20 protein-coding genes are annotated in these 18,671 nt (G+C 36.1%); 9 read left to right on the top strand and 11 right to left on the bottom strand.

Translation table 11 applies throughout. The features are described 5' to 3' along the window. Window positions 1–21 precede the first annotated feature (21 nt). Genes ACXACQ_RS02725 through ACXACQ_RS02735 form a run of 3 tightly spaced genes read right to left on the bottom strand, consistent with a single transcriptional unit; the run spans window position 22 to window position 1,570 of the window. Window positions 22–594, bottom strand: coding sequence for an anthranilate synthase component II (locus tag ACXACQ_RS02725; RefSeq protein ID WP_474974388.1), 573 nt, complete (start codon window positions 592–594; stop codon window positions 22–24). Further along, window positions 578–1,114: a CvpA family protein gene (locus ACXACQ_RS02730; protein ID WP_474974389.1), complete on the bottom strand. Its 537-nt coding sequence runs from the start codon at window positions 1,112–1,114 to the stop codon at window positions 578–580. Before ACXACQ_RS02730 ends, ACXACQ_RS02725 begins: the two co-directional genes overlap by 17 nt. Window positions 1,115–1,117: 3 nt before the next feature. Beyond that, window positions 1,118–1,570, bottom strand: a complete 453-nt coding sequence (locus tag ACXACQ_RS02735; protein WP_474974390.1) for a GatB/YqeY domain-containing protein — start codon at window positions 1,568–1,570, stop codon at window positions 1,118–1,120. A 77-nt stretch (window positions 1,571–1,647) separates the two neighbouring features. On the opposite strand from ACXACQ_RS02735, the gene ACXACQ_RS02740 reads away from it, so the two are divergent. Continuing rightward, on the top strand, window positions 1,648–2,361 hold the full coding sequence (locus tag ACXACQ_RS02740; RefSeq protein WP_474974391.1) for a pyridoxine 5'-phosphate synthase: 714 nt from the start codon (window positions 1,648–1,650) through the stop codon (window positions 2,359–2,361). A 28-nt stretch (window positions 2,362–2,389) separates the two neighbouring features. Here ACXACQ_RS02740 and ACXACQ_RS02745 read toward each other — a convergent pair whose 3' ends face one another. Continuing rightward, complete coding sequence (locus ACXACQ_RS02745) at window positions 2,390–3,112, bottom strand: head GIN domain-containing protein (RefSeq protein WP_474974392.1); 723 nt, start codon at window positions 3,110–3,112, stop codon at window positions 2,390–2,392. 123 nt (window positions 3,113–3,235) lie between these two features. Here ACXACQ_RS02745 and ACXACQ_RS02750 point away from each other — a divergent pair, with 123 nt between their 5' ends. From ACXACQ_RS02750 to rpiB, 3 genes are read left to right on the top strand one after another with little or no spacing between them, the layout of a single operon-like run. Continuing rightward, on the top strand, window positions 3,236–4,507 hold the full coding sequence (locus ACXACQ_RS02750) for a serine hydroxymethyltransferase (protein ID WP_474974393.1): 1,272 nt from the start codon (window positions 3,236–3,238) through the stop codon (window positions 4,505–4,507). Continuing rightward, on the top strand, window positions 4,507–5,358 hold the full coding sequence (tatC, locus tag ACXACQ_RS02755; protein WP_474974394.1) for a twin-arginine translocase subunit TatC: 852 nt from the start codon (window positions 4,507–4,509) through the stop codon (window positions 5,356–5,358). Before ACXACQ_RS02750 ends, tatC begins: the two co-directional genes overlap by 1 nt. A gap of 4 nt (window positions 5,359–5,362) precedes the next feature. Continuing rightward, window positions 5,363–5,794 carry a ribose 5-phosphate isomerase B gene (gene rpiB, locus ACXACQ_RS02760; RefSeq protein ID WP_474974395.1) on the top strand — a complete coding sequence of 144 codons (432 nt, stop codon included), beginning with the start codon at window positions 5,363–5,365 and terminating at the stop codon, window positions 5,792–5,794. Here rpiB and ACXACQ_RS02765 read toward each other — a convergent pair. Beyond that, on the bottom strand, window positions 5,784–7,190 hold the full coding sequence (locus ACXACQ_RS02765) for a hypothetical protein (protein WP_474974396.1): 1,407 nt from the start codon (window positions 7,188–7,190) through the stop codon (window positions 5,784–5,786). The two genes, rpiB and ACXACQ_RS02765, sit on opposite strands and share 11 nt — an antisense overlap. 149 nt (window positions 7,191–7,339) lie before the next feature. Between ACXACQ_RS02765 and rbfA the strand changes: the two genes are divergently transcribed. The 3 genes from rbfA to ACXACQ_RS02780 all read left to right on the top strand — a co-directional run bounded on the left by rbfA (window position 7,340) and on the right by ACXACQ_RS02780 (window position 12,058). After that, window positions 7,340–7,720 (top strand): 30S ribosome-binding factor RbfA, encoded by a 381-nt coding sequence (gene rbfA, locus ACXACQ_RS02770; RefSeq protein ID WP_474974397.1) that lies wholly within the window; start codon window positions 7,340–7,342, stop codon window positions 7,718–7,720. A gap of 3 nt (window positions 7,721–7,723) precedes the next feature. After that, window positions 7,724–8,947, top strand: a complete 1,224-nt coding sequence (locus ACXACQ_RS02775; RefSeq protein WP_474974398.1) for an FtsX-like permease family protein — start codon at window positions 7,724–7,726, stop codon at window positions 8,945–8,947. Window positions 8,948–9,130: 183 nt separating this feature from the next. Next, a complete protein-coding gene (locus ACXACQ_RS02780; protein ID WP_474974399.1) occupies window positions 9,131–12,058 on the top strand; it encodes a DEAD/DEAH box helicase in 2,928 nt (975 codons plus the stop codon). A 37-nt stretch (window positions 12,059–12,095) separates the two neighbouring features. Here the strand turns inward: ACXACQ_RS02780 and ACXACQ_RS02785 are convergent, their stop codons facing one another. Then, window positions 12,096–12,938: a lysophospholipid acyltransferase family protein gene (locus ACXACQ_RS02785; protein ID WP_474974400.1), complete on the bottom strand. Its 843-nt coding sequence runs from the start codon at window positions 12,936–12,938 to the stop codon at window positions 12,096–12,098. An 88-nt stretch (window positions 12,939–13,026) separates the two neighbouring features. On the opposite strand from ACXACQ_RS02785, the gene ACXACQ_RS02790 reads away from it, so the two are divergent. Both ACXACQ_RS02790 and ACXACQ_RS02795 read left to right on the top strand, forming a co-directional pair. Further along, the gene (locus ACXACQ_RS02790) at window positions 13,027–13,833 is read left to right on the top strand and encodes an SDR family oxidoreductase (protein ID WP_474974401.1); all 807 of its coding nucleotides are present in this window, start codon (window positions 13,027–13,029) and stop codon (window positions 13,831–13,833) included. Between the two features lie 84 nt (window positions 13,834–13,917). Next, a complete protein-coding gene (locus tag ACXACQ_RS02795; RefSeq protein WP_474974402.1) occupies window positions 13,918–14,421 on the top strand; it encodes a hypothetical protein in 504 nt (167 codons plus the stop codon). 116 nt (window positions 14,422–14,537) lie between these two features. Here ACXACQ_RS02795 and ACXACQ_RS02800 read toward each other — a convergent pair whose 3' ends face one another. The 5 genes from ACXACQ_RS02800 to ACXACQ_RS02820 all read right to left on the bottom strand — a co-directional run bounded on the left by ACXACQ_RS02800 (window position 14,538) and on the right by ACXACQ_RS02820 (window position 18,604). Then, window positions 14,538–16,313, bottom strand: coding sequence for a T9SS type A sorting domain-containing protein (locus tag ACXACQ_RS02800; protein WP_474974403.1), 1,776 nt, complete (start codon window positions 16,311–16,313; stop codon window positions 14,538–14,540). 326 nt (window positions 16,314–16,639) lie between these two features. Continuing rightward, on the bottom strand, window positions 16,640–16,915 hold the full coding sequence (locus tag ACXACQ_RS02805; protein ID WP_474974404.1) for an acylphosphatase: 276 nt from the start codon (window positions 16,913–16,915) through the stop codon (window positions 16,640–16,642). After that, a complete protein-coding gene (gene deoC, locus ACXACQ_RS02810; RefSeq protein ID WP_474974405.1) occupies window positions 16,912–17,562 on the bottom strand; it encodes a deoxyribose-phosphate aldolase in 651 nt (216 codons plus the stop codon). Before deoC ends, ACXACQ_RS02805 begins: the two co-directional genes overlap by 4 nt. 93 nt (window positions 17,563–17,655) lie before the next feature. After that, a complete protein-coding gene (locus ACXACQ_RS02815) occupies window positions 17,656–18,066 on the bottom strand; it encodes a hypothetical protein (protein WP_474974406.1) in 411 nt (136 codons plus the stop codon). Window positions 18,067–18,121: 55 nt separating this feature from the next. Continuing rightward, complete coding sequence (locus tag ACXACQ_RS02820) at window positions 18,122–18,604, bottom strand: thermonuclease family protein (protein ID WP_474974407.1); 483 nt, start codon at window positions 18,602–18,604, stop codon at window positions 18,122–18,124. Window positions 18,605–18,671: the final 67 nt, after the last annotated feature.

The raw sequence follows: 18,671 nt of genomic DNA on the forward strand, positions 1-18,671 counted from the left end.
AATGTAAACAAAAATGGGCAATTAAAAAGCTATGTTATTATATCTCACCCAATTTTTAACCATATCAATTCCGTTTTGAGTAAGCGCAGCTTCAGGATGAAATTGTACACCCCAAATATTGTATTTTAAATGACTAACTGCCATTACCTCACCATCAGTAGTAACCCCAATGGTTTTTAACGGATTTCTAATATTATCAATAACCAATGAATTGTACCTTACTACATTTATTTCATTAGGTATATTATTAAACAACGGATTGGCGGTATCTAATGTTACTTTACTGACTTTACCGTGCATCGGCTTTATGCCTTTTTTCAAGTCAGCACCAAAAAATTCTCCAATGGCCTGATGCCCTAAGCAAATACCAAATACTGGAAGTTTATTATAGTAATAAGCTAATACTTCCATAAGGTTGCCTGCCTTCTGAGGTGTTTCAGGACCTGGCGACAATACTACACCTTTATATTGATATTTTGTTATTTCACTGAGCGGCACATCATTTCTAAAAACTTTACTTTTTGTGCCTGCCTGTTCTAAATAATCAACCAAATTAAAAGTGAACGAATCAAAATTATCAAGTAGCAGTATCACCTTGCAGCATCAGTTTGATGGTATCAAATAAATCTTGTGCAAAGGGCACTATTACTGAAAAATAATCCACCACATTAGGTGCAAATACTAGTATATATGGATATATCAAAGAATTTACGGTCCATTCAGTAGGTAATTCTAATCCAAAAGAACTTGTAAGCCATAGTATTATACTCAACCCAAATGCCCATTTTAACATTGACAATATAGCCCCGACTAAATTATCAAGCGATCCGAGCAATGTTAAATCTATCACTTTTTTAAGAAGTTTACCTAAAAGGTTTACCAATAAAATGATAATTACAAATATTAATACAAAGGATATATAAGGAAGTAACTCACCTTTAACGTCAAAGTGCGTCTCAAGAAAGTCCATACCGGTATGCATTAGCTTAAAACCCCCTATAATGGCGAGTATGAAAGAAATGATAGCAATGATTTCTAACAGGAATCCCTTTCTATATCCTTTGTAAGCTCCGAAAAGCAAAAGGGCTAATAGTACAATATCTATTATGCTCAATTATTATTTGTTCAATGTGCTTTTTACAATATCAGCCACAAGTTTACCTTCAGCCTTTCCTGCAAGTTGTTTAGTAGCTACTCCCATCACTTTACCCATATCTTGAGGGCCAGAAGCGCCAGTTTCTGCTACAATTTTATTTACAGCTTCTTGAATTTCTTCTTCGGTAAGCTGCTGAGGAAGATACCTGCTTATAACTTCAAATTCAAGTTTTTCTTTATCTGCTAAGTCAGCTCTACCTTCTTTTTCATAAAGTTCCATAGAGTCTTTTCTTTGCTTAGCTGCTTTTGTCAATAGCTTTACTTCGGCATCTTCAGTAAGGCCATCTTGCCCTCCTTTTTCAGTTTCGGCAAGTAATATAGCTGATTTTATAGAACGCAATGCTGTTAATTCATCTTTGCGTTTTTCCAGCATTGCCTTTTTTATATCCTGATCAATCTGTTGTTTAAGACTCATTTATGTATAAGTTTATTGTTCTTGTTGTTACTTTGTAGACATTAAGTGATGCAAAGTTATAAATATTAAAAAAAGGAATGACCCGGTTAAGCGTAAATATCAACAAAATTGCTACTCTTAGAAATGCACGAGGTGGCAATAACCCTGATGTAATAAAAACTGCGTTAGATTGTGAAAGATTTGGAGCGCAAGGTATTACGGTACATCCTAGGCCTGATGAAAGGCACATAACACATAATGATGTAATTGAGCTAAAGAAAGTTATACAAACAGAATTTAATATTGAAGGCTATCCTGACCAAAGGTATATAGACCTTGTAAAACAGGTAAAACCTGCTCAAGCCACCTTAGTACCCGATGCTCCAGATGCGATTACTTCTAATGCGGGATGGGACACCATAAAGCATAAAGACTTACTAGCTGAAATAGTAAGCGAGTTTAAAAAAGAAAGTATTAGAGTTTCAATATTTGTGGACCCTGACGAAAAAATAATAAACGGAGCAGCTGATTTAGGTGCTGATAGAATAGAGTTGTATACTGAACCATATGCCAGCCATTACCCCAACAACTCCGCCAAGGCAGTGGAGAGCTATATTAAAGCATCGGAAGTGGCTCACAGTTTAAAATTAGGCATTAATGCCGGTCACGATTTAGACTTAAACAACCTAGCATACCTAAAACAGCAATTACCGTATTTAGATGAAGTATCTATTGGCCATGCGCTAATATGCGATGCTATTTACTTAGGATTAGAAAATACAATTCAAATGTATTTGAAGCAGTTAAAATAAAAAAGGGCAGTAATTACTGCCCTTTTCCTTAATCTCCTTTTTTTGATACCGAGCCAAGCCCCGAGATATCAGATTTAACCTTACCAGGATTACCCGAATACTCCACGCCCCCAACGCCACTAACATCTGCTTTCAATTCTTCTGTCACGTTCACTTTGGCACCTCCAACACCACTAATGCTTACTTCACACTTTTGGCTCACCAAATCATGAGCATCATAACTACCTGCACCACTTAAGTCTACCTGTTGTTCCGTGGTCTGCCCAGAGATGGTAACAGCCCCAGCCCCAGAAGAAGATACTTTTAGTGCAGAAAGCTCTACGTTCAATGCTATAGCTCCTGCGCCTGACATTTCTATATCCAGATAATCTCCTTTGATTTTATTTTCTGAAGTAAGACTAACGGCTCCACTAATTTCAATACCTGACAATTCTTTATAAAAGACTTCAACTTTTATAGGCTGATCAGAAACCAGTCTTCTATCTGATTTTATATGCAGCTTTTCGCCACTGACCTTCTGTGTTATGTACTGTAATAGATTATCATCAGCATAAACATTTACTTTAGGTTCAGCATTCATATCATTAATAAGTACAATCTCATAGTTGCCAGAAAGCTCAAGCTCGTTAAACTCATCTACATTTCTAATTTCATTTGTATAGTTTCCATTACCTTCAGCACTTTTTTTCATATCACAACTAATCAGTAATACGAAAGGAAGAATTAAAAGCAGCAATAATATTCTTTTCATTTCAAGTCAATTTGATGATTTAATTTAATTTTTAAGTTACAAGCATGAATCGCAGTACCCCAATATTGGTAATATGTTGTTCTTCTAGTATTTTTGGGGCTCCTATTCACATCCTATAAAATTATGCAAAAAGATACAACCATTTTCGATTTAATAGAAAAGGAAAAACACAGACAAGAATCAGGCATAGAACTGATTGCTTCAGAGAACTTCACCTCACCTCAGGTAATGCAAGCCATGGGTAGCGTATTAACCAACAAATACGCTGAAGGTTTACCAGGAAAGAGGTATTACGGAGGATGTGAAGTAGTAGATGAAATAGAAGAACTTGCTATTGAAAGAGCTAAAGAACTTTTCGGAGCTACATGGGCTAACGTACAGCCTCACTCTGGAGCTCAGGCCAATGCAGCAGTAATGCTTGCAGTACTTGAAGCTGGCGATAAAATATTAGGTTTCGACCTTTCTCATGGTGGCCACCTTACCCATGGTTCACCTGTAAACTTCTCAGGTAAACTTTACAACCCTACATTTTATGGAGTAGAAGAAGAAAGTGGTTTAATTGATTGGGATAAAGTAGCCGAGACTGCTCGTAAAGAAAAACCAAAATTAATAATTTGTGGTGCTTCTGCTTACAGTAGAGACTGGGATTATGAAAGCCTAAGAAATACTGCTGATGAAGTAGGTGCATTATTATTAGCTGATATCTCTCACCCATCAGGGTTAATAGCACGTGGTTTACTAAACGATCCATTAGAGTTTTGTCATATTGTGACTACTACTACACACAAAACTTTAAGAGGCCCTAGAGGTGGTATGATCATGGTAGGTGAAAACTTCGACAACCCATGGGGATTAAAAACTCCAAAAGGAGAAATCAAAAAAATATCTCAATTACTAGACTCTGGCGTATTCCCAGGAACTCAAGGGGGACCTTTAGAGCATGTAATTGCAGCTAAAGCAGTAGCCTACCAAGAAGCTTTAAGTGATGACTACCTCAACTATGTAGTACAGGTAGCTAAAAACGCTAAAGCTATGGCCAAAGCATTTATAGATAAAGGTTATAAAATCATTTCTGATGGTACTGATAACCACATGATGTTAATTGACCTTAGATCAAAAGATTTAACTGGTAAGTTAGCCGAAAACACCTTGATAAAAGCTGATATTACAATCAACAAAAACATGGTTCCTTTCGATACGCAGTCTCCTTTTGTTACTTCAGGCATGAGAGTGGGTACAGCTGCTGTTACTACCCGCGGCATGAAAGAAGATGACATGACAAAAATTGTTGATTTTATAGACAGAGTACTTACCAATAACGACAACGATGACGAGATAAATAGCGTTAAAGGTGAAATTAACCAATGGATGAATCAATTTCCGCTATATAAATAGTGACTAAGCAATTACAACCTTTTGAAGAAGAGAAAGAGATGTCTTTTATAGACCATCTCGAAGAGCTACGTTGGCATTTAATCAGGTCTCTGATAGGGATCATGGCCTTTTCTATTGTAGCTTTTATAATGAAGGACTTTGTATTTAATACAATTATCTTCGCGCCTGCGCGTGGCGATTTCTGGACCTTTAAAGCCCTGTGTAAATTGGGTGAATTATTACACTCTTCTTCATTATGCTTAGAAAACGCCCCGTTTAAAATTCAAAGTAGACAAATGACGGGGCAGTTTACTATGCACATAACTACCTCTTTTGTAGTGGGTATTATCGTTACCTTCCCTTACATATTTTGGGAATTTTGGCGATTTATCAAGCCAGGATTATACTCTACCGAAAGACAAAACACCAGAGGAGCTGTATTCTTTGTTTCAGTATTATTTTCACTAGGTGTATTATTTGGGTATTATATTATGGTGCCTTTGTCTGTAAACTTCTTAGCAAGTTATCAGGTAAGTGAAATTGTTTATAACGAATTTGACATTACTTCTTATGTAAGCACTATTACTACTTTAGTTCTTGGAAGCGGCATATTGTTTCAATTACCAATAGTAGTTTTTGTTCTTTCCAAAATAGGAGTGGTAACACCAGCTTTAATGCGTGTGTATAGAAAGCATGCTATAGTGGTAATATTGATTTTAGGAGCCATACTTACTCCTCCAGATCCATTAAGCCAAGTACTTATAGCCATGCCATTACTCGGCCTTTATGAGGCCAGTATATTTATTTCTGCTTATGTGTTTAGAAAAAACCAAAAGAGAGAAATAGCCTTAAGAGAAAAATATAACGATTAAAATAATGAAAACTATTGCTATTGGCGGTGATCACGCTGGCTTTGAATATAAAGCTCAAGTGATTAGCTGGCTCGAAGATCAAGGATACAAAGTACAAGATTATGGCACACACAGTGCTGAGTCTACTGATTACCCAGATTTTGCTCACCCTGTAGCAGAGGCTGTAGAAAACAAGGAGTTTGATGCGGGCATACTAATTTGTGGAAGCGCCAATGGTGTAGCCATGGCTGCAAACAAGCATGCAGGTATAAGGGCTGCCATTTGTTGGAATGAAGAACTTGCGGCACTGGCTCGTCAGCATAATGACGCTAATATTGTGTGTATTGGCGCCCGATTTGTGGAGTTTGATTTAGCCATTAAAATTATCGACACATTCCTTACTCAAGAATTTGAAGGAGGAAGACACCAACGAAGAGTAGATAAAATCAGCTGTTAGTTTTCTTATAATATAGATTACCTTCTTTTCTATACTGAAGATTTAGTTTAGGTAATTTTTGAAACACAGCTGGCATCACTCCATGTGTGTCAACTATTATATCAGGGGCATCGTTAGTAAGTCCCTGATATAATATAGATAAATTATCATAATAATCAGGTTTTCTAAAAAGCTCTTCTGATAAATACCAGTTCATAAAAGGTGTGGCAGGCTTGGCATTAACATAAGGCTTTATGTCATCATCTAAAATCAAAACTTTTTTTCCCTCCCACTCTGGCTTCCCATCTTCTACTACATACTCTGTATAATCTATATACTTACCTACAAAGAAGAAGTTATAATAAATACCCAGATTAAACATTACTACACATACTACAAAAAGGGCAAATACAATTTCAGCCACCCATCTCTTCTGAATTAATAAAAAGTAATGGGTAATAAAAAAGGCCAATGTAGGCACAAATATCATAAAAGTATTAGGTGCAATGTCTCCACTGAGAACTACAAAAACAATAGAAAACACCAGCCACACAAACATTAACTGAGTTAACCTTGCCTGATAATTGGTAAACCTAGCTCGCTGCCCTATTCTTACAAATGCGAATAATAGCAATAATAACGGTACGCTAAGAATTATAGCAACATCCACTACAGACATATAGCTGATAAAGTGAAAATCGAATAGCGCATTGAGGAAGTTATAAACGAATATACCCAGCCTACCTACTAGCAAGAAATAACATGCCGTTAAAATAAGAGGAAGAATAAATCCGAATAACATCAGTAAATATCTTCTTAAAACTGTTCCGGTAAAAAACGAAAAAATAAGCAATGTGGCCAATCCGTAAATAATATTAGGAAGATAAAACAGGTAACTGACACCTAAGAGAAGCCCAATATTTAAAATCTTTTCATCTTCTTTAGCCCTATATTCTACATGATTAAAAATATGGTCTAATGCGAATAGCAAAAAAGTGATAGACAACAATACGGGAGGCAAAGTAAAAAAATCAAAGAAATAAGACATTAATAGCCCGTAAATAAGCCCCGGCACATATGTATTTTCATTATAAGCCTTGCCATCTAACAATAGCTTATTAAAAATCAAACATTGAAATGTTACTAAAAATAAAGATATAAGCTGATAAGCGAGTTGAGACCTACCGAAACAAAAATCAATAGCCGCATATACTAGTGCAGAAAAAGGAGCTATATTCTCCCACAAGCCTTCATATAATGCCGCACCTGAATTGAGCTTTTCTCCTATCAGCATATAATTTAACTCAGGCATTACCAAAGCACCATCGCCTATCATAAAAGGTAAGCGAATGCCTAAAAGCAATAAAAAAATAATTATTAGCCTGTACGGATCGTTGAGTCTGAAATATCTTAGCAAAAACTTTATCTTTTTAATTTACTAAAAGGCAAATAACGTGATTATTTTTTAATGCACTGAACAAACCAATACTAATTTGGTATAATAACAATTGGTTAAATCCTGTATTTAAAATTAAAAAAAGTAAATTAAATCAGATATTTGCAATTATGAACGAGAGCAAGAGACAACAGAAATTCTCAAGACTTATTTTGCGTGATATGAGCGATATCATTCAAAAAGATAAGCCAGGCATCTTTAGCAATAACTTTGTTACTGTTGCCGATGTAAAAATAAGTCCTGATTTGAGCGTGGCAAAGATATATTTATCCATGATGTTAGTGAAAGATAAAGATGCTTTGATGGATAAAATCAATGAACACAAAAGTGAAATACGTAGAGAGCTCGGTCTTAAAATTGGCAAACAGGTTCGTATTGTCCCTGAACTTATTTTCTACAAAGATGAAATAGAAGAAAAAGCATCTAGAATTGATAAGTTAATCGATGATCTCAACCTACCATCAAAAGACGATAACTCTCAAAAAGACTAACCTTTGAATCTTACTTTCTTTATAGCCCGTAAATACTTTTTCTCTACAAGGAAAAGAAATTTCATTAACATTATTTCTATTATGGCCATGGCTATGGTGGCACTCTGCACTGCTGCCTTAATAATAGTTTTATCTGTTTTTAACGGGCTAGAAGATTTATTAAGATCATTATACACCGCCTTTGACCCTGAAATAAAAATAACGGCTGTTGAAGGCAAGTCTTTTGAGTATACTGAAGAGCTATCCAATAAAATTAACCAGACTGATGGTGTAGCCATTGTTACTCAGGTAATAGAAGACTATGCATACGTTAGGTACCGCGATGCCGACATGGTAGTGACTATTAAAGGCGTAAGCAATAACTTTTTAGATCAAAAAAGAATAGATTCTGCCATAGTTACTGGCGAATTGAAGCTGAAAGAAAACGGGATTAACTACGCTATCATTGGCAGAGGTGTACAGTACGCCCTTTCTATTATGCCAGGCAGCGATGTATACCCTCTTCAGGTCCATTACATTAAAGATATAAAAGCCGGAAGTATAGATTACAGCAAGCTTTATAGCAAGAAAAATATTCTTCCTGGAAGTGTCTTCGCCATTGAAAAAACCTATGACGAGAATTACATTTTTGTTCCGCTAGGTTTTGCCCAAGACCTACTAGACTATGGCAACAAAAGAACTAGCCTTGAAATAAAAACAAATGAGGGCTACAACATAGACAAGGTTAAAAAAGAACTCATCAGCTTACTTGGAGATGAGTTTAATGTGCTAAACAATGAAGAACAGCATGCTGATCTCTACAAGCTACTTAACCTGGAAAAGCTCTTTGTATTCATAGCTTTCTCATTCATATTGGCAGTTGGCTCTATCAATATATTCTTTGCGCTTACCATGCTAGCCATTGACAAGAAGAAAGATATATCGGTACTTTTTGCTTTAGGGGCTGACAACAAATTAGTAAGGAGCATCTTCATTGCTGAGGGAGCCATTATTAGTTTAGGAGGAGCAGCTATAGGCCTATTACTTGGTGGGGCATTCTGTTGGCTACAGCAAAACTTGGGGTTAATCTCTATGGGCATGCAAACATCAGTATTAGAAAACTACCCTGTAAAAGTTCAGGCCTCTGATTTCATTTACACCTCTTTAAGTCTGATAATTATTACAATAGCCATCTCTTATAGACCGGCTGTTATAGCTACACGTTATAATTCATCAGAAAATCTTTAGTGCAAGTTTTTGCAAAAAATAACAACAAAAAAGCTTACATTTAAGTTAAAAACCCTTAAAAAAGGTAAAGAAAGTAGGCGCGTGACAAGTGATTAATTGTGATTTCTTTCAACAAATCACATATAAATATACCCCTTAAAACCTTACTTTTTCTTTAATTTGCGAGTTAGTTCAAGTCAAATTATGAAGGTATCTGCAGCACAACCGTTTCAAATAATATATTCATTATATCAGCACGAATATCTAGGTTATTTATTCGAATCATTTGTTGTACATCTTGATGATAAGGGAAAACTTACCTTACAACATCAGAATATATCTGCAGCTAACGCTGCCGAATTTGCTAACGGTCTTGACGAAACCGACTATGAGCTCATTGACCTAATGGACTCCATGCAACAAGGGGCAGTAATAAAGCATTTCAACAAGAAAAATGTAAAACCTGAAGATTTCTTTCCTAAAGTATATGACAAAGAAAAAGGCAATGAGCCTTTGCAAGCAGAAATATACAACTATATGGAAAGGCGAAGGTCTAAAGTTTTAGCCAAACTGATAGGCAAGTGGGTGTTTGAAATGGGCAATGATGGAGAGCCTGCATGGAAGCAAATAGAAGTGCTGGAAAATAAAGCTTCTGTATTATTTCATTTTAGAAGAAATGAAGAAAATACGCACTATTTCCCTACCATAAAATACAACGATGAAAAAGTAGACTTTCAGTACCAAGGAGCTTATATCATATGCAAAAACCCTGCATGGATGGTGCTTGATGGAAAACTCTATTCATTTGAAAAAGATGTGGACGGCAAAAAGCTGGCTCCTTTCTTAAACAAGAAATTTATAGTAATCCCTAAAAATGTTGAAGAAACCTATTATACAAAATTTGTAGCTCCTTTAATTGCTTCTTTTGATGTATATGCCAAAGGTTTCACCATTAATAGTGAGCAATATGACCCCAAGCCAATACTTGTAATCTCCGAATTAGCAGGAAACAGCTCTAGCCTTTCGCTATTTGACAATGGCAATAAGGAAAATGATACAGATGCTGAAAAAATATTATTTGAATTATCATTTCAATACGGACCTTATAAATTCAAGGCGAGCAATATTGGCCCCATAACCGTTACTGTAGAAAAGAAAGGTGATGACTATACATTTCACAGGGTAAAAAGGAAACTCGATGCTGAAAAAGACATTCTTCAGTTTATCATAAACTCAGGCCTGCCTTTAAGAAACTCCAAAGCTGCCATAGGTAAAACTGCAGCCTTTGCTTGGCTCGATGAGAATAGAAATGAACTTCTCAACAGAAACTTTGAGATTAATCAAAAGATAAAATCTGACAAGAAATACTTTATTGGAGAATATCGAATAAAGGTTGAAGTCAATGAAAACATAGACTGGTTCGATATAGAAGCCATTATTCAATTTGGCGAATATGAAATTAGCTTCAAAGAGCTTAGAAAGCTAATTATAAAGAAAAAAATGGAAGTAACACTTCCTAATGGTGAGATAGCTGTTATTCCTGAGTCTTGGTTGACAGAATATTCAGAACTATTTGCGTTTGCTGAAGAAGATGAAAACGGTGATCCAAAACTTAAAAAGCACCACTTAGCACTAGTTCAAGATTTAGATAATGGCAACTTGGCCAAAGTCACCATGAGCAGAAAATTAGAAGCCCTAAAAGAGTTTCAGGAAATTGAAGATTATTCGGTGCCCAGTAACTTCAAAGGAGAGCTGCGCCCTTATCAAAAAGCGGGTTACAACTGGCTCACCTTCCTTAACCAATACAAGTTTGGTGGCTGCCTGGCAGACGATATGGGTCTTGGTAAAACTGTGCAGACCCTAACTTTATTACTATCCCAAAAAGAAGCGGGTATGGAGGGGGCTTCACTCTTAATTATGCCCACTTCCCTGATTTATAACTGGGAAATGGAAGCCAAAAAATTTACTCCAGACCTTAACGTTTTTGTATATACGGGCACAAATAGAGATAAGGATCCGTCTAAATTTTCAAAATATGATGTCATCATCACATCATATGGTATTGTTAGACTAGACATTGACTTACTTACTGAATATTATTTCAACTATGTAATACTGGATGAATCTCAAGCCATAAAAAACCCTACATCCAACATTGCTAAAGCAGTGAGAGACCTAAATGCCAGACACAGACTTATCTTAACAGGTACGCCTTTAGAAAACAGTACTATGGATTTATGGTCTCAAATGAACTTCATCAACCCAGGGCTTTTGGGCACTCAAAGCTTCTTTAAAAATGAGTTTTTGAACCCCATTGAAAAGAAACAAGATGAAGATAAAAGCAAAAAGCTCAATGCCATCATTAAGCCATTTATATTGCGCAGGCACAAGTCTCAGGTAGCAACAGAACTACCAGAGAAAGTAGAAAACATTCAATATAGTGGTCTTACGTACGATCAGGACAAAGAATACGAAAAGGTAAAATCTTTCTACAGAAATAAGATTTTAGAAAATATTGAGTCTCAAGGCCTCAACAAATCACAGCTTCTATTATTACAAGGGCTTACCAAACTACGCCAAATTGCCAACCACCCTAAAATGGTAGATGCAGAATACGATGGTGACTCAGGTAAAATGGAAGACGTAGTTTTAATGTTGGACAACGCCATTAGAGATGATCATAAAATATTAATTTTCAGCCAATTTGTAAAACATCTATCCATTCTGGCTGACCACTTGAAGGAAAAGAAAATAGACTTTGCATATTTAGACGGTTCTACAAAAGACCGTCAGGGCCAAGTTGAGCGCTTTCAAAACACTCCTGAGCTCAAAGTTTTTTTAATATCCCTAAAAGCTGGAGGACTAGGGCTTAACTTAACTAAAGCTGATTATGTATTCATACTTGACCCATGGTGGAACCCAGCTATTGAAGCACAAGCAGTAGATAGGGCACACAGAATTGGGCAAGAAAACAAAGTGTTTACCTATAAATTTATCACAAAAAACACTGTGGAAGAGAAGATATTGGCACTACAAAACCATAAGAGAAAGCTTGCAAGTGATTTAATATCTACAGAGGAGAGTTTCGTAAAGAGCTTGTCTAAAGAAGATATAGAATCACTACTTACATAAAATCACAATCCCCTTTTCAGGGGATTTTTTATTGATTTTAACTTTCCTTTTTAAGCTTCCATCTTTTATGAGACCACAGATAACCTGCAGGGTCTTCTTTTATTAATGCTTCCGTAGCCTTTGCGTAGGCCTCTATAATTAAATGATTGTCGTTTTTCTGATAAGGCGGCTCAGCCAGTGGCACCAAATCAACATTATAATGCCCTCTTCTGCTCTGTGTAACTTTAAAAAAGTAAACAGGAAATTTAGCCACTTTGGCAATTTGCTCAGGCCCCAAATAAAAAGCAGTATCCTGATTTAAAAATGTAGTCCAGTGCTTATGAGACTTCTTCCTAGGCGACTGGTCTGCCACCATGCCAATGGCTCTCAGCCTATCAGGATTTTTAACAATTTCTCTAATGATATAATTTTTCTCAATGGGCCTACCTCCAAACTTACCCCTAGTATTTACCATAAGCTTATCAAACCCTTTATTGTTAAGCCTTTGATAAACAGCATCAACAGGAAAGGGCAGTACTACACAGCCAGCCAATAACGCCCACTCCCAGTTAAATTGATGCGATGCCACCACCAAGATAGATTGGCCATTCTCAGCATGTTTCTTTACGTCATTTCCAAATCGGAAATCAACACGTTTTAATAATTCCTTTTCCGAAATGGTAAATGCCTTGAGGGTTTCTACTGCAAAGTCCATGAAACGCTTATAAAACGCCTTAGTCACGGCATTCACCTCAGCGGAAGACTTTTCAGGAAAAGAGTTTTGAATATTAGTCTTCACCACTTTCTTTCTATACCCAGCTACATGAAATACAATGAAATACATTACCGTAGAAATACCATACAGTATTGGCATCGGAAGCCTAGACAATATTTTAAGCATAAACATATGTTCAAAAATAGCCATTTATTAAAAAGATGTGACAATAGTATTTCTAATCTCTTATTTTAGCGTTTTAATTTTAATCATAATGAAAGACAAAGTAGTAATTATTACAGGCGGTTCATCAGGTATAGGTAAAGCTATGGCTGAAGTTTTTGGTAGTCATGGCGCTAATATCATGATTACGGGCAGAAAAAAAGATGCCCTTGATGAAGCTGTAAAAGAATTACAAACTAAAGGCATTAATACTATCGGCTTCCAATCTGATGTAAGTAAAGAAGAAGACAATGAAAAGATGGTAAATGCTGCTATTGATCATTATGGAAGAATAGATGTTCTTATCAACAATGCTGGTATAAGCATGCGTGCATTGTTTGAAGAATTAGATTTAGATATAGTAAAAAGAGTCATGGACATTAATTTCTATGGCGCTTTGTATGCCACAAAATATGCACTACCGCATATTATAAAAAGTAAAGGTTCCGTTATCGGCATCTCCTCTATAGCAGGCTACAGAGGGTTACCTGGGCGCACAGGATATTCGGCAAGTAAATTTGCTTTACAAGGATTTTTGGAAGTATTGCGTACCGAAATGCTTAAAAAAGACGTGCATGTATTAACCGCTTGCCCTGGATTTACCGCATCCAACATCCGTAAAACATCGCTAACGGCAGACGGCAGCCACCAAGGAGAATCTCCTCGCCAAGAAGAGAAAATGATGAGTGCTGAAGAGTGTGCAAAACACATATACAAAGCCACTATAAAGCGCAAAAAGCATTTGATACTTACTAGCCAAGGAAAGTTAACTGTGTTTTTAAACAAGTGGTTCCCTGGTATGATGGATAAAATGGTATACAATGTAATGGCCAAAGAGGAAAATTCACCCTTTAAATAAGTCTTAATGTAAGCTTTGAGGCATTTTTACCATAATAATTAAAAAAGAACCTTTATATTTGCAGGATATTATTGCTAGAAAATAATGATTCAGAAATACTTTAAGTTAGACAAGAACTACATTTTAGAAAAGGCTCAGCTCGATAGCGAAGAAGAGCTAATTGTTTATCTTATCGATTTTGCTAAAAAGTTCTACTTAGAGCAATACAACCCTCTTGGCATTACTGATGATCCTATAAGATCAATACAGGGACATAAAACCAGCTACACTAATAGGCTAGAAGAGTTTTACAGAAACCTTGCCGGGGTTTATCGTTACATCCATGGCGACAACCAACTAGAGCTTTTGTTTGATGGTTCTGATCATTATTTAAAATACAAAGAAGACTGGGCTGCTTCTTATAAAAAGTGGTTAGTAAACTTCTGCTTTAAGCCCAACTTCTTAAAAGCAGTGCTGGAGCTTACCGTTTTTTACCCTGAAGGAAGAAAAGCTGAATTAGCTGAAAACAGAATGAAAAACTTCATTAATCAGCATTTTGACCTTAAAATTTACAAGCATAAGGGCATTGTAAAAATGAAAATTGCCTAATCTCACGCAGCTTTAAATTCCTCACCATCTCGTAAGAGCACAAAAAAGAAAAGCTCCCTTATAGGAAGCTTTTCCAACGTTACAACTTAATTGTTAAAGCCAATAGACAATTCTTTTTAGTGAATTATCACTATATTTTCTTTAAACGAAGCAGCTTCGGTTGTAATACTTAACACATACATACCGGGCTTAATATTTTCAAAAAGGAGTCTATTACCCTTGCGAGCTACATTAACCTCTACTCCGGTTACACTATTAAACACTTTGTAATCAAACTCAATATCAGGCGTTTTCACAATCACAAATTCATTTGCCGGGTTAGGATAAACCTCTACTAAATTCTGCAATTGATTAGACACCACCTTTACAGGGCTATACTCAAAAGCACCATCATAATCCACCTGCTTCAATCTATAGTAGTATTTACCATAAGCATGTGCATCTTCAAATGAGTAACTATGTACTTCATTTGAATTTCCATTACCTTCAACCCATCCAATAGTTTCATAGGTCACGGCATCTCTACTTCTTTCTACCTGAAAACCTGCATTATTTATTTCCGACACGGTTACCCAATTCAATTCATTTACATCACCAACTGCCTCCACATCAAAGCTGCTCAACTCTACTGGTAGCGGACAAGTATTAGTTTGAGTGTAAGAAAATGTCACCCTATTTCCGCCTCCATTCTCATAATACTCAAGCACTAAGTCATAGCTTCCATCCAAAGAGACATCAGCCGAAGTAGTGGTAATATACCCATGATCATAATATAGGTTGTTGATTAAAAAAGTGGCTCCACCATCAATACTTAACCTTACCCCATCATCAGCACCAATAGTAAATTGATAATCACCACAATCAAACGTTTTTCTCATTCTAAACCTTGCTGAGTATGTCTCAGTATACACATCACAACCTGAAGTAGAAAAATTAACTCCATCACCCCCAAAGTTCTCATCAAAGATCTCAGGCTCTGTTATACTACCTCTGTAGTTATTAGTGAAATCATCTCGGTTATCATACAAATAGCCTATCCACTCTTGATCACCATACGCTGTTTGGTCCTCTGCAGCAACAGATTCTACTTCTACTGTAAGGGTATTAGAATAAGCATAAGCACTTCCTCCATCAAAAGCCCTTCTTCTATAGTATACTATTCCGCTATTTAAAGATGGAGCATCGTAAGTAGCCGCAGTAGCACCACTTATATCAGCCCAACTGGCATTATCCGTAGATACTTGCCACTGATACTGAGGAGTACCACCAGAAACAAATGCAGCTCTTTCCTGATTGGTAAATGCAGCAGGATCAACCGGCCCAGCTTGGCAATAATATTGACTAGTACCAACTAAACCACCCCAAGCAGCTCCTAGGTTAGTGATATTCATACGAACTCGGTTCTGAGCCCCATTCTCGAAATAGTCAAAAACCATATTAGTAGCTCCATTAAGAACAATTAGATCTTGGTATTCAGTGTAGCTATGCAAAGCCCATGAGCCCAATACATAAGTAGAGCCACCATCTAAACTTAATCTTACACCATCATCTCCACCTACGGTAATTCTATATACAGATGCTGCACCATAATCTTTTTGCATTTTATAGCGCACAGTAAAGGTTTCAGTCTGCACATCACAACCGTTAGTAGCAAAATTACAATCATCACCACAAAAGCTGTTATCAAAACTTTCAGCCTGAATTATAAATCCTTGGTAATCAGCATTATTAAAAGATTCTCTCTCACTGTAAACGTATCCCAACCATTGATCGACTCCATAAGTAACCTGATCTCCTTGCGCACCAGGACATTGAGCATAGCCATTAAAAACTACTATACTTGATAATATGTTTAGCAGTACGCAAATCTTTAATTTCTGAAAACCTTTCATTTATATACTTATTAGCACGTTAACAAACCTATCCCTTCTCAAATTTTCTTTTGCAATTTATTGCATATTACATTAATATATTACATGTAAAAAGAAAAAGTAAACACAAAATTACCACTTTTAACATTGACATTACATATTAATATAATAAATTGCTGATTATCAAATCATTAACTACACCATTAAAACATCAATTAAATTGAAAATCGTTCGCCAAACGGTAAATTTTAGATATAATATAAATACTTAAAGTACATGAGTAATCTATTACCAACTATCATTTCAAAAATGCAGTTTTCTTAATTTCAATAAAGCTGATACTGTCATTAATAGCGCACATCAAAAGACTTAAACCCTTCTAATGCGGCACTATCTTGCACCTTGACCTCCACTACCTCTGCCATGGGTGGCCCTTGATGACACCACTGCACCAATAAATCCAATGCTTCTGAAGCTCCCTCGGCTTCTAAATAAACTGAACCATCGTCCATATTTTTTACCCAGCCATTCACCCCCAGCTCCACAGCTTTAGTTTTGGTAGAAGCTCGATAATAAACCCCTTGAACCTTACCCTTAACACTAACTTTTATATGCTTTTTCATAATTGTTTAATGATGTCAACACCTGAAGATGTACCTAAACGATCAGCCCCAGCATTGATTAAAGCTAAAGCCTGTTCATATGTTTTTATGCCACCAGAAGCTTTTAGACCTACATTTGACGGTAACACGTCACGCATCAGTTGAATGTCTTCAACCTGAGCTCCACTATTAGCAAAACCTGTGGATGTTTTCACATAATCAACACCAGCATCGGCACACATTTTACTCGCTATCACAATCTCTTCCTTACTCAAATAATCAGTTTCGATGATTACCTTTATCAGCTTAGACTCTTGATGTACGGCATTAGTACATTTTGCAATGTCAATTTTCGCCCATGGCAGGTTTGATTTAAATGCTGATATATTCAAAACCATATCAATTTCATCAGCACCATCTTTCATGGCTAGTTCTATTTCAGTCAATTTAACCTCTGTCATATTATATCCCAAAGGAAACCCCACTACCGTTACCAATTGAATATCCTCCTCTTCTAATTCTCTGGCAGCTCTTTTCACCCAAAAAGGAGGGACGCATATACCCACAAACTGGTGTTCTTTAGCCTGTTTTACTAAAATATCTATATCGTCAGCGACCAAAGTAGGCCTTAAGTTGGTTTGTTCTATAAATCGATTTAAATTCTTCATAATCATAAAATAACGCAACCCATCCCTTAATAACTACCTTCCTAGAAATTAGTTAATAAAAAAGCCCTGTAATTAAATTACAGGGCTTTTTTATTAATGTACTATGCCGCATTCTTTACAGAACTTGCGTTTACCACGTTTCCTTTTCTTGGGTTTCTTTTTGTGCCCAAAATACATTGGATCTGAGTATTGTGGTTTTTTCATTTTCCGGGCTATTTTTTTATCTCGCTTGGCGTTAGCCTCTAAACGATTATAAAACTCTTGCTTTTTATCCTCCATTCTTTTGTTAAAAAGCGAACGAAAACTTTTTGTCTTAGTTTTCTTTCTCCTTTTACTCACCTTCTTATTAGTTTCCTGCATTTTTTCAGCAGAAAAAGGTTCAAAAGAATTACTTCTATTTACATTTTCAGTTTTATTTTTTTGTTTATTCTTCTTTTTAGATTGTGCGTTCGATGTAAAAACCAGCCCAACTACCATTAAACTCAAAAGCAATATAAATCTCATATCAACACATTAATTCTTTCATATTTATAACTACTAATATAAAAGAATTATTGTACTACATGCCTTTTGGTCTCAACATGGTTTGCTTTCTGCGATACACCCATGGTGCCTCGGGGTTTTGTTCTACCCACAATCCTTTTTTGCCACTTTGAGCTTCAGCCTGCATATGAGCCATCCGCTCTGAAGTATTTAAATTAGCCCAAGCTAATCCTGCTTTTATAAGCTCATGGTTTAAATTAGTACCATTTTTCAAAAGCACTACGGCCAACTTATTACCCCATCTATCTTTGCCCACCAGCTCTACATGAATCTTCTTTTTTAAAATAAGGCTTTCTGTAAGTTTTTTTGCTTCCTCAGCAAAGTTCTGTCCTATTTCAGGACAATCTACTTCACTTAGCAAAATTTGAATTATACCATCATCAACAGTCTCTACTTCAATAGTATTACCATCAATAACATTTACCACTTTTGCGGTAATAATATTACCCCATAATTGTACGGGGATAATAAATAATAATAAGCTGAAAATTTTAGTCATTATGGAATCCTCCTTCCACTTATTAATACCTTTACTCGCAATAAAGTAAGTGTTAATAGACTAAAAT

Source organism: Fulvivirga sp. AWR4_260, from assembly GCF_056158185.1.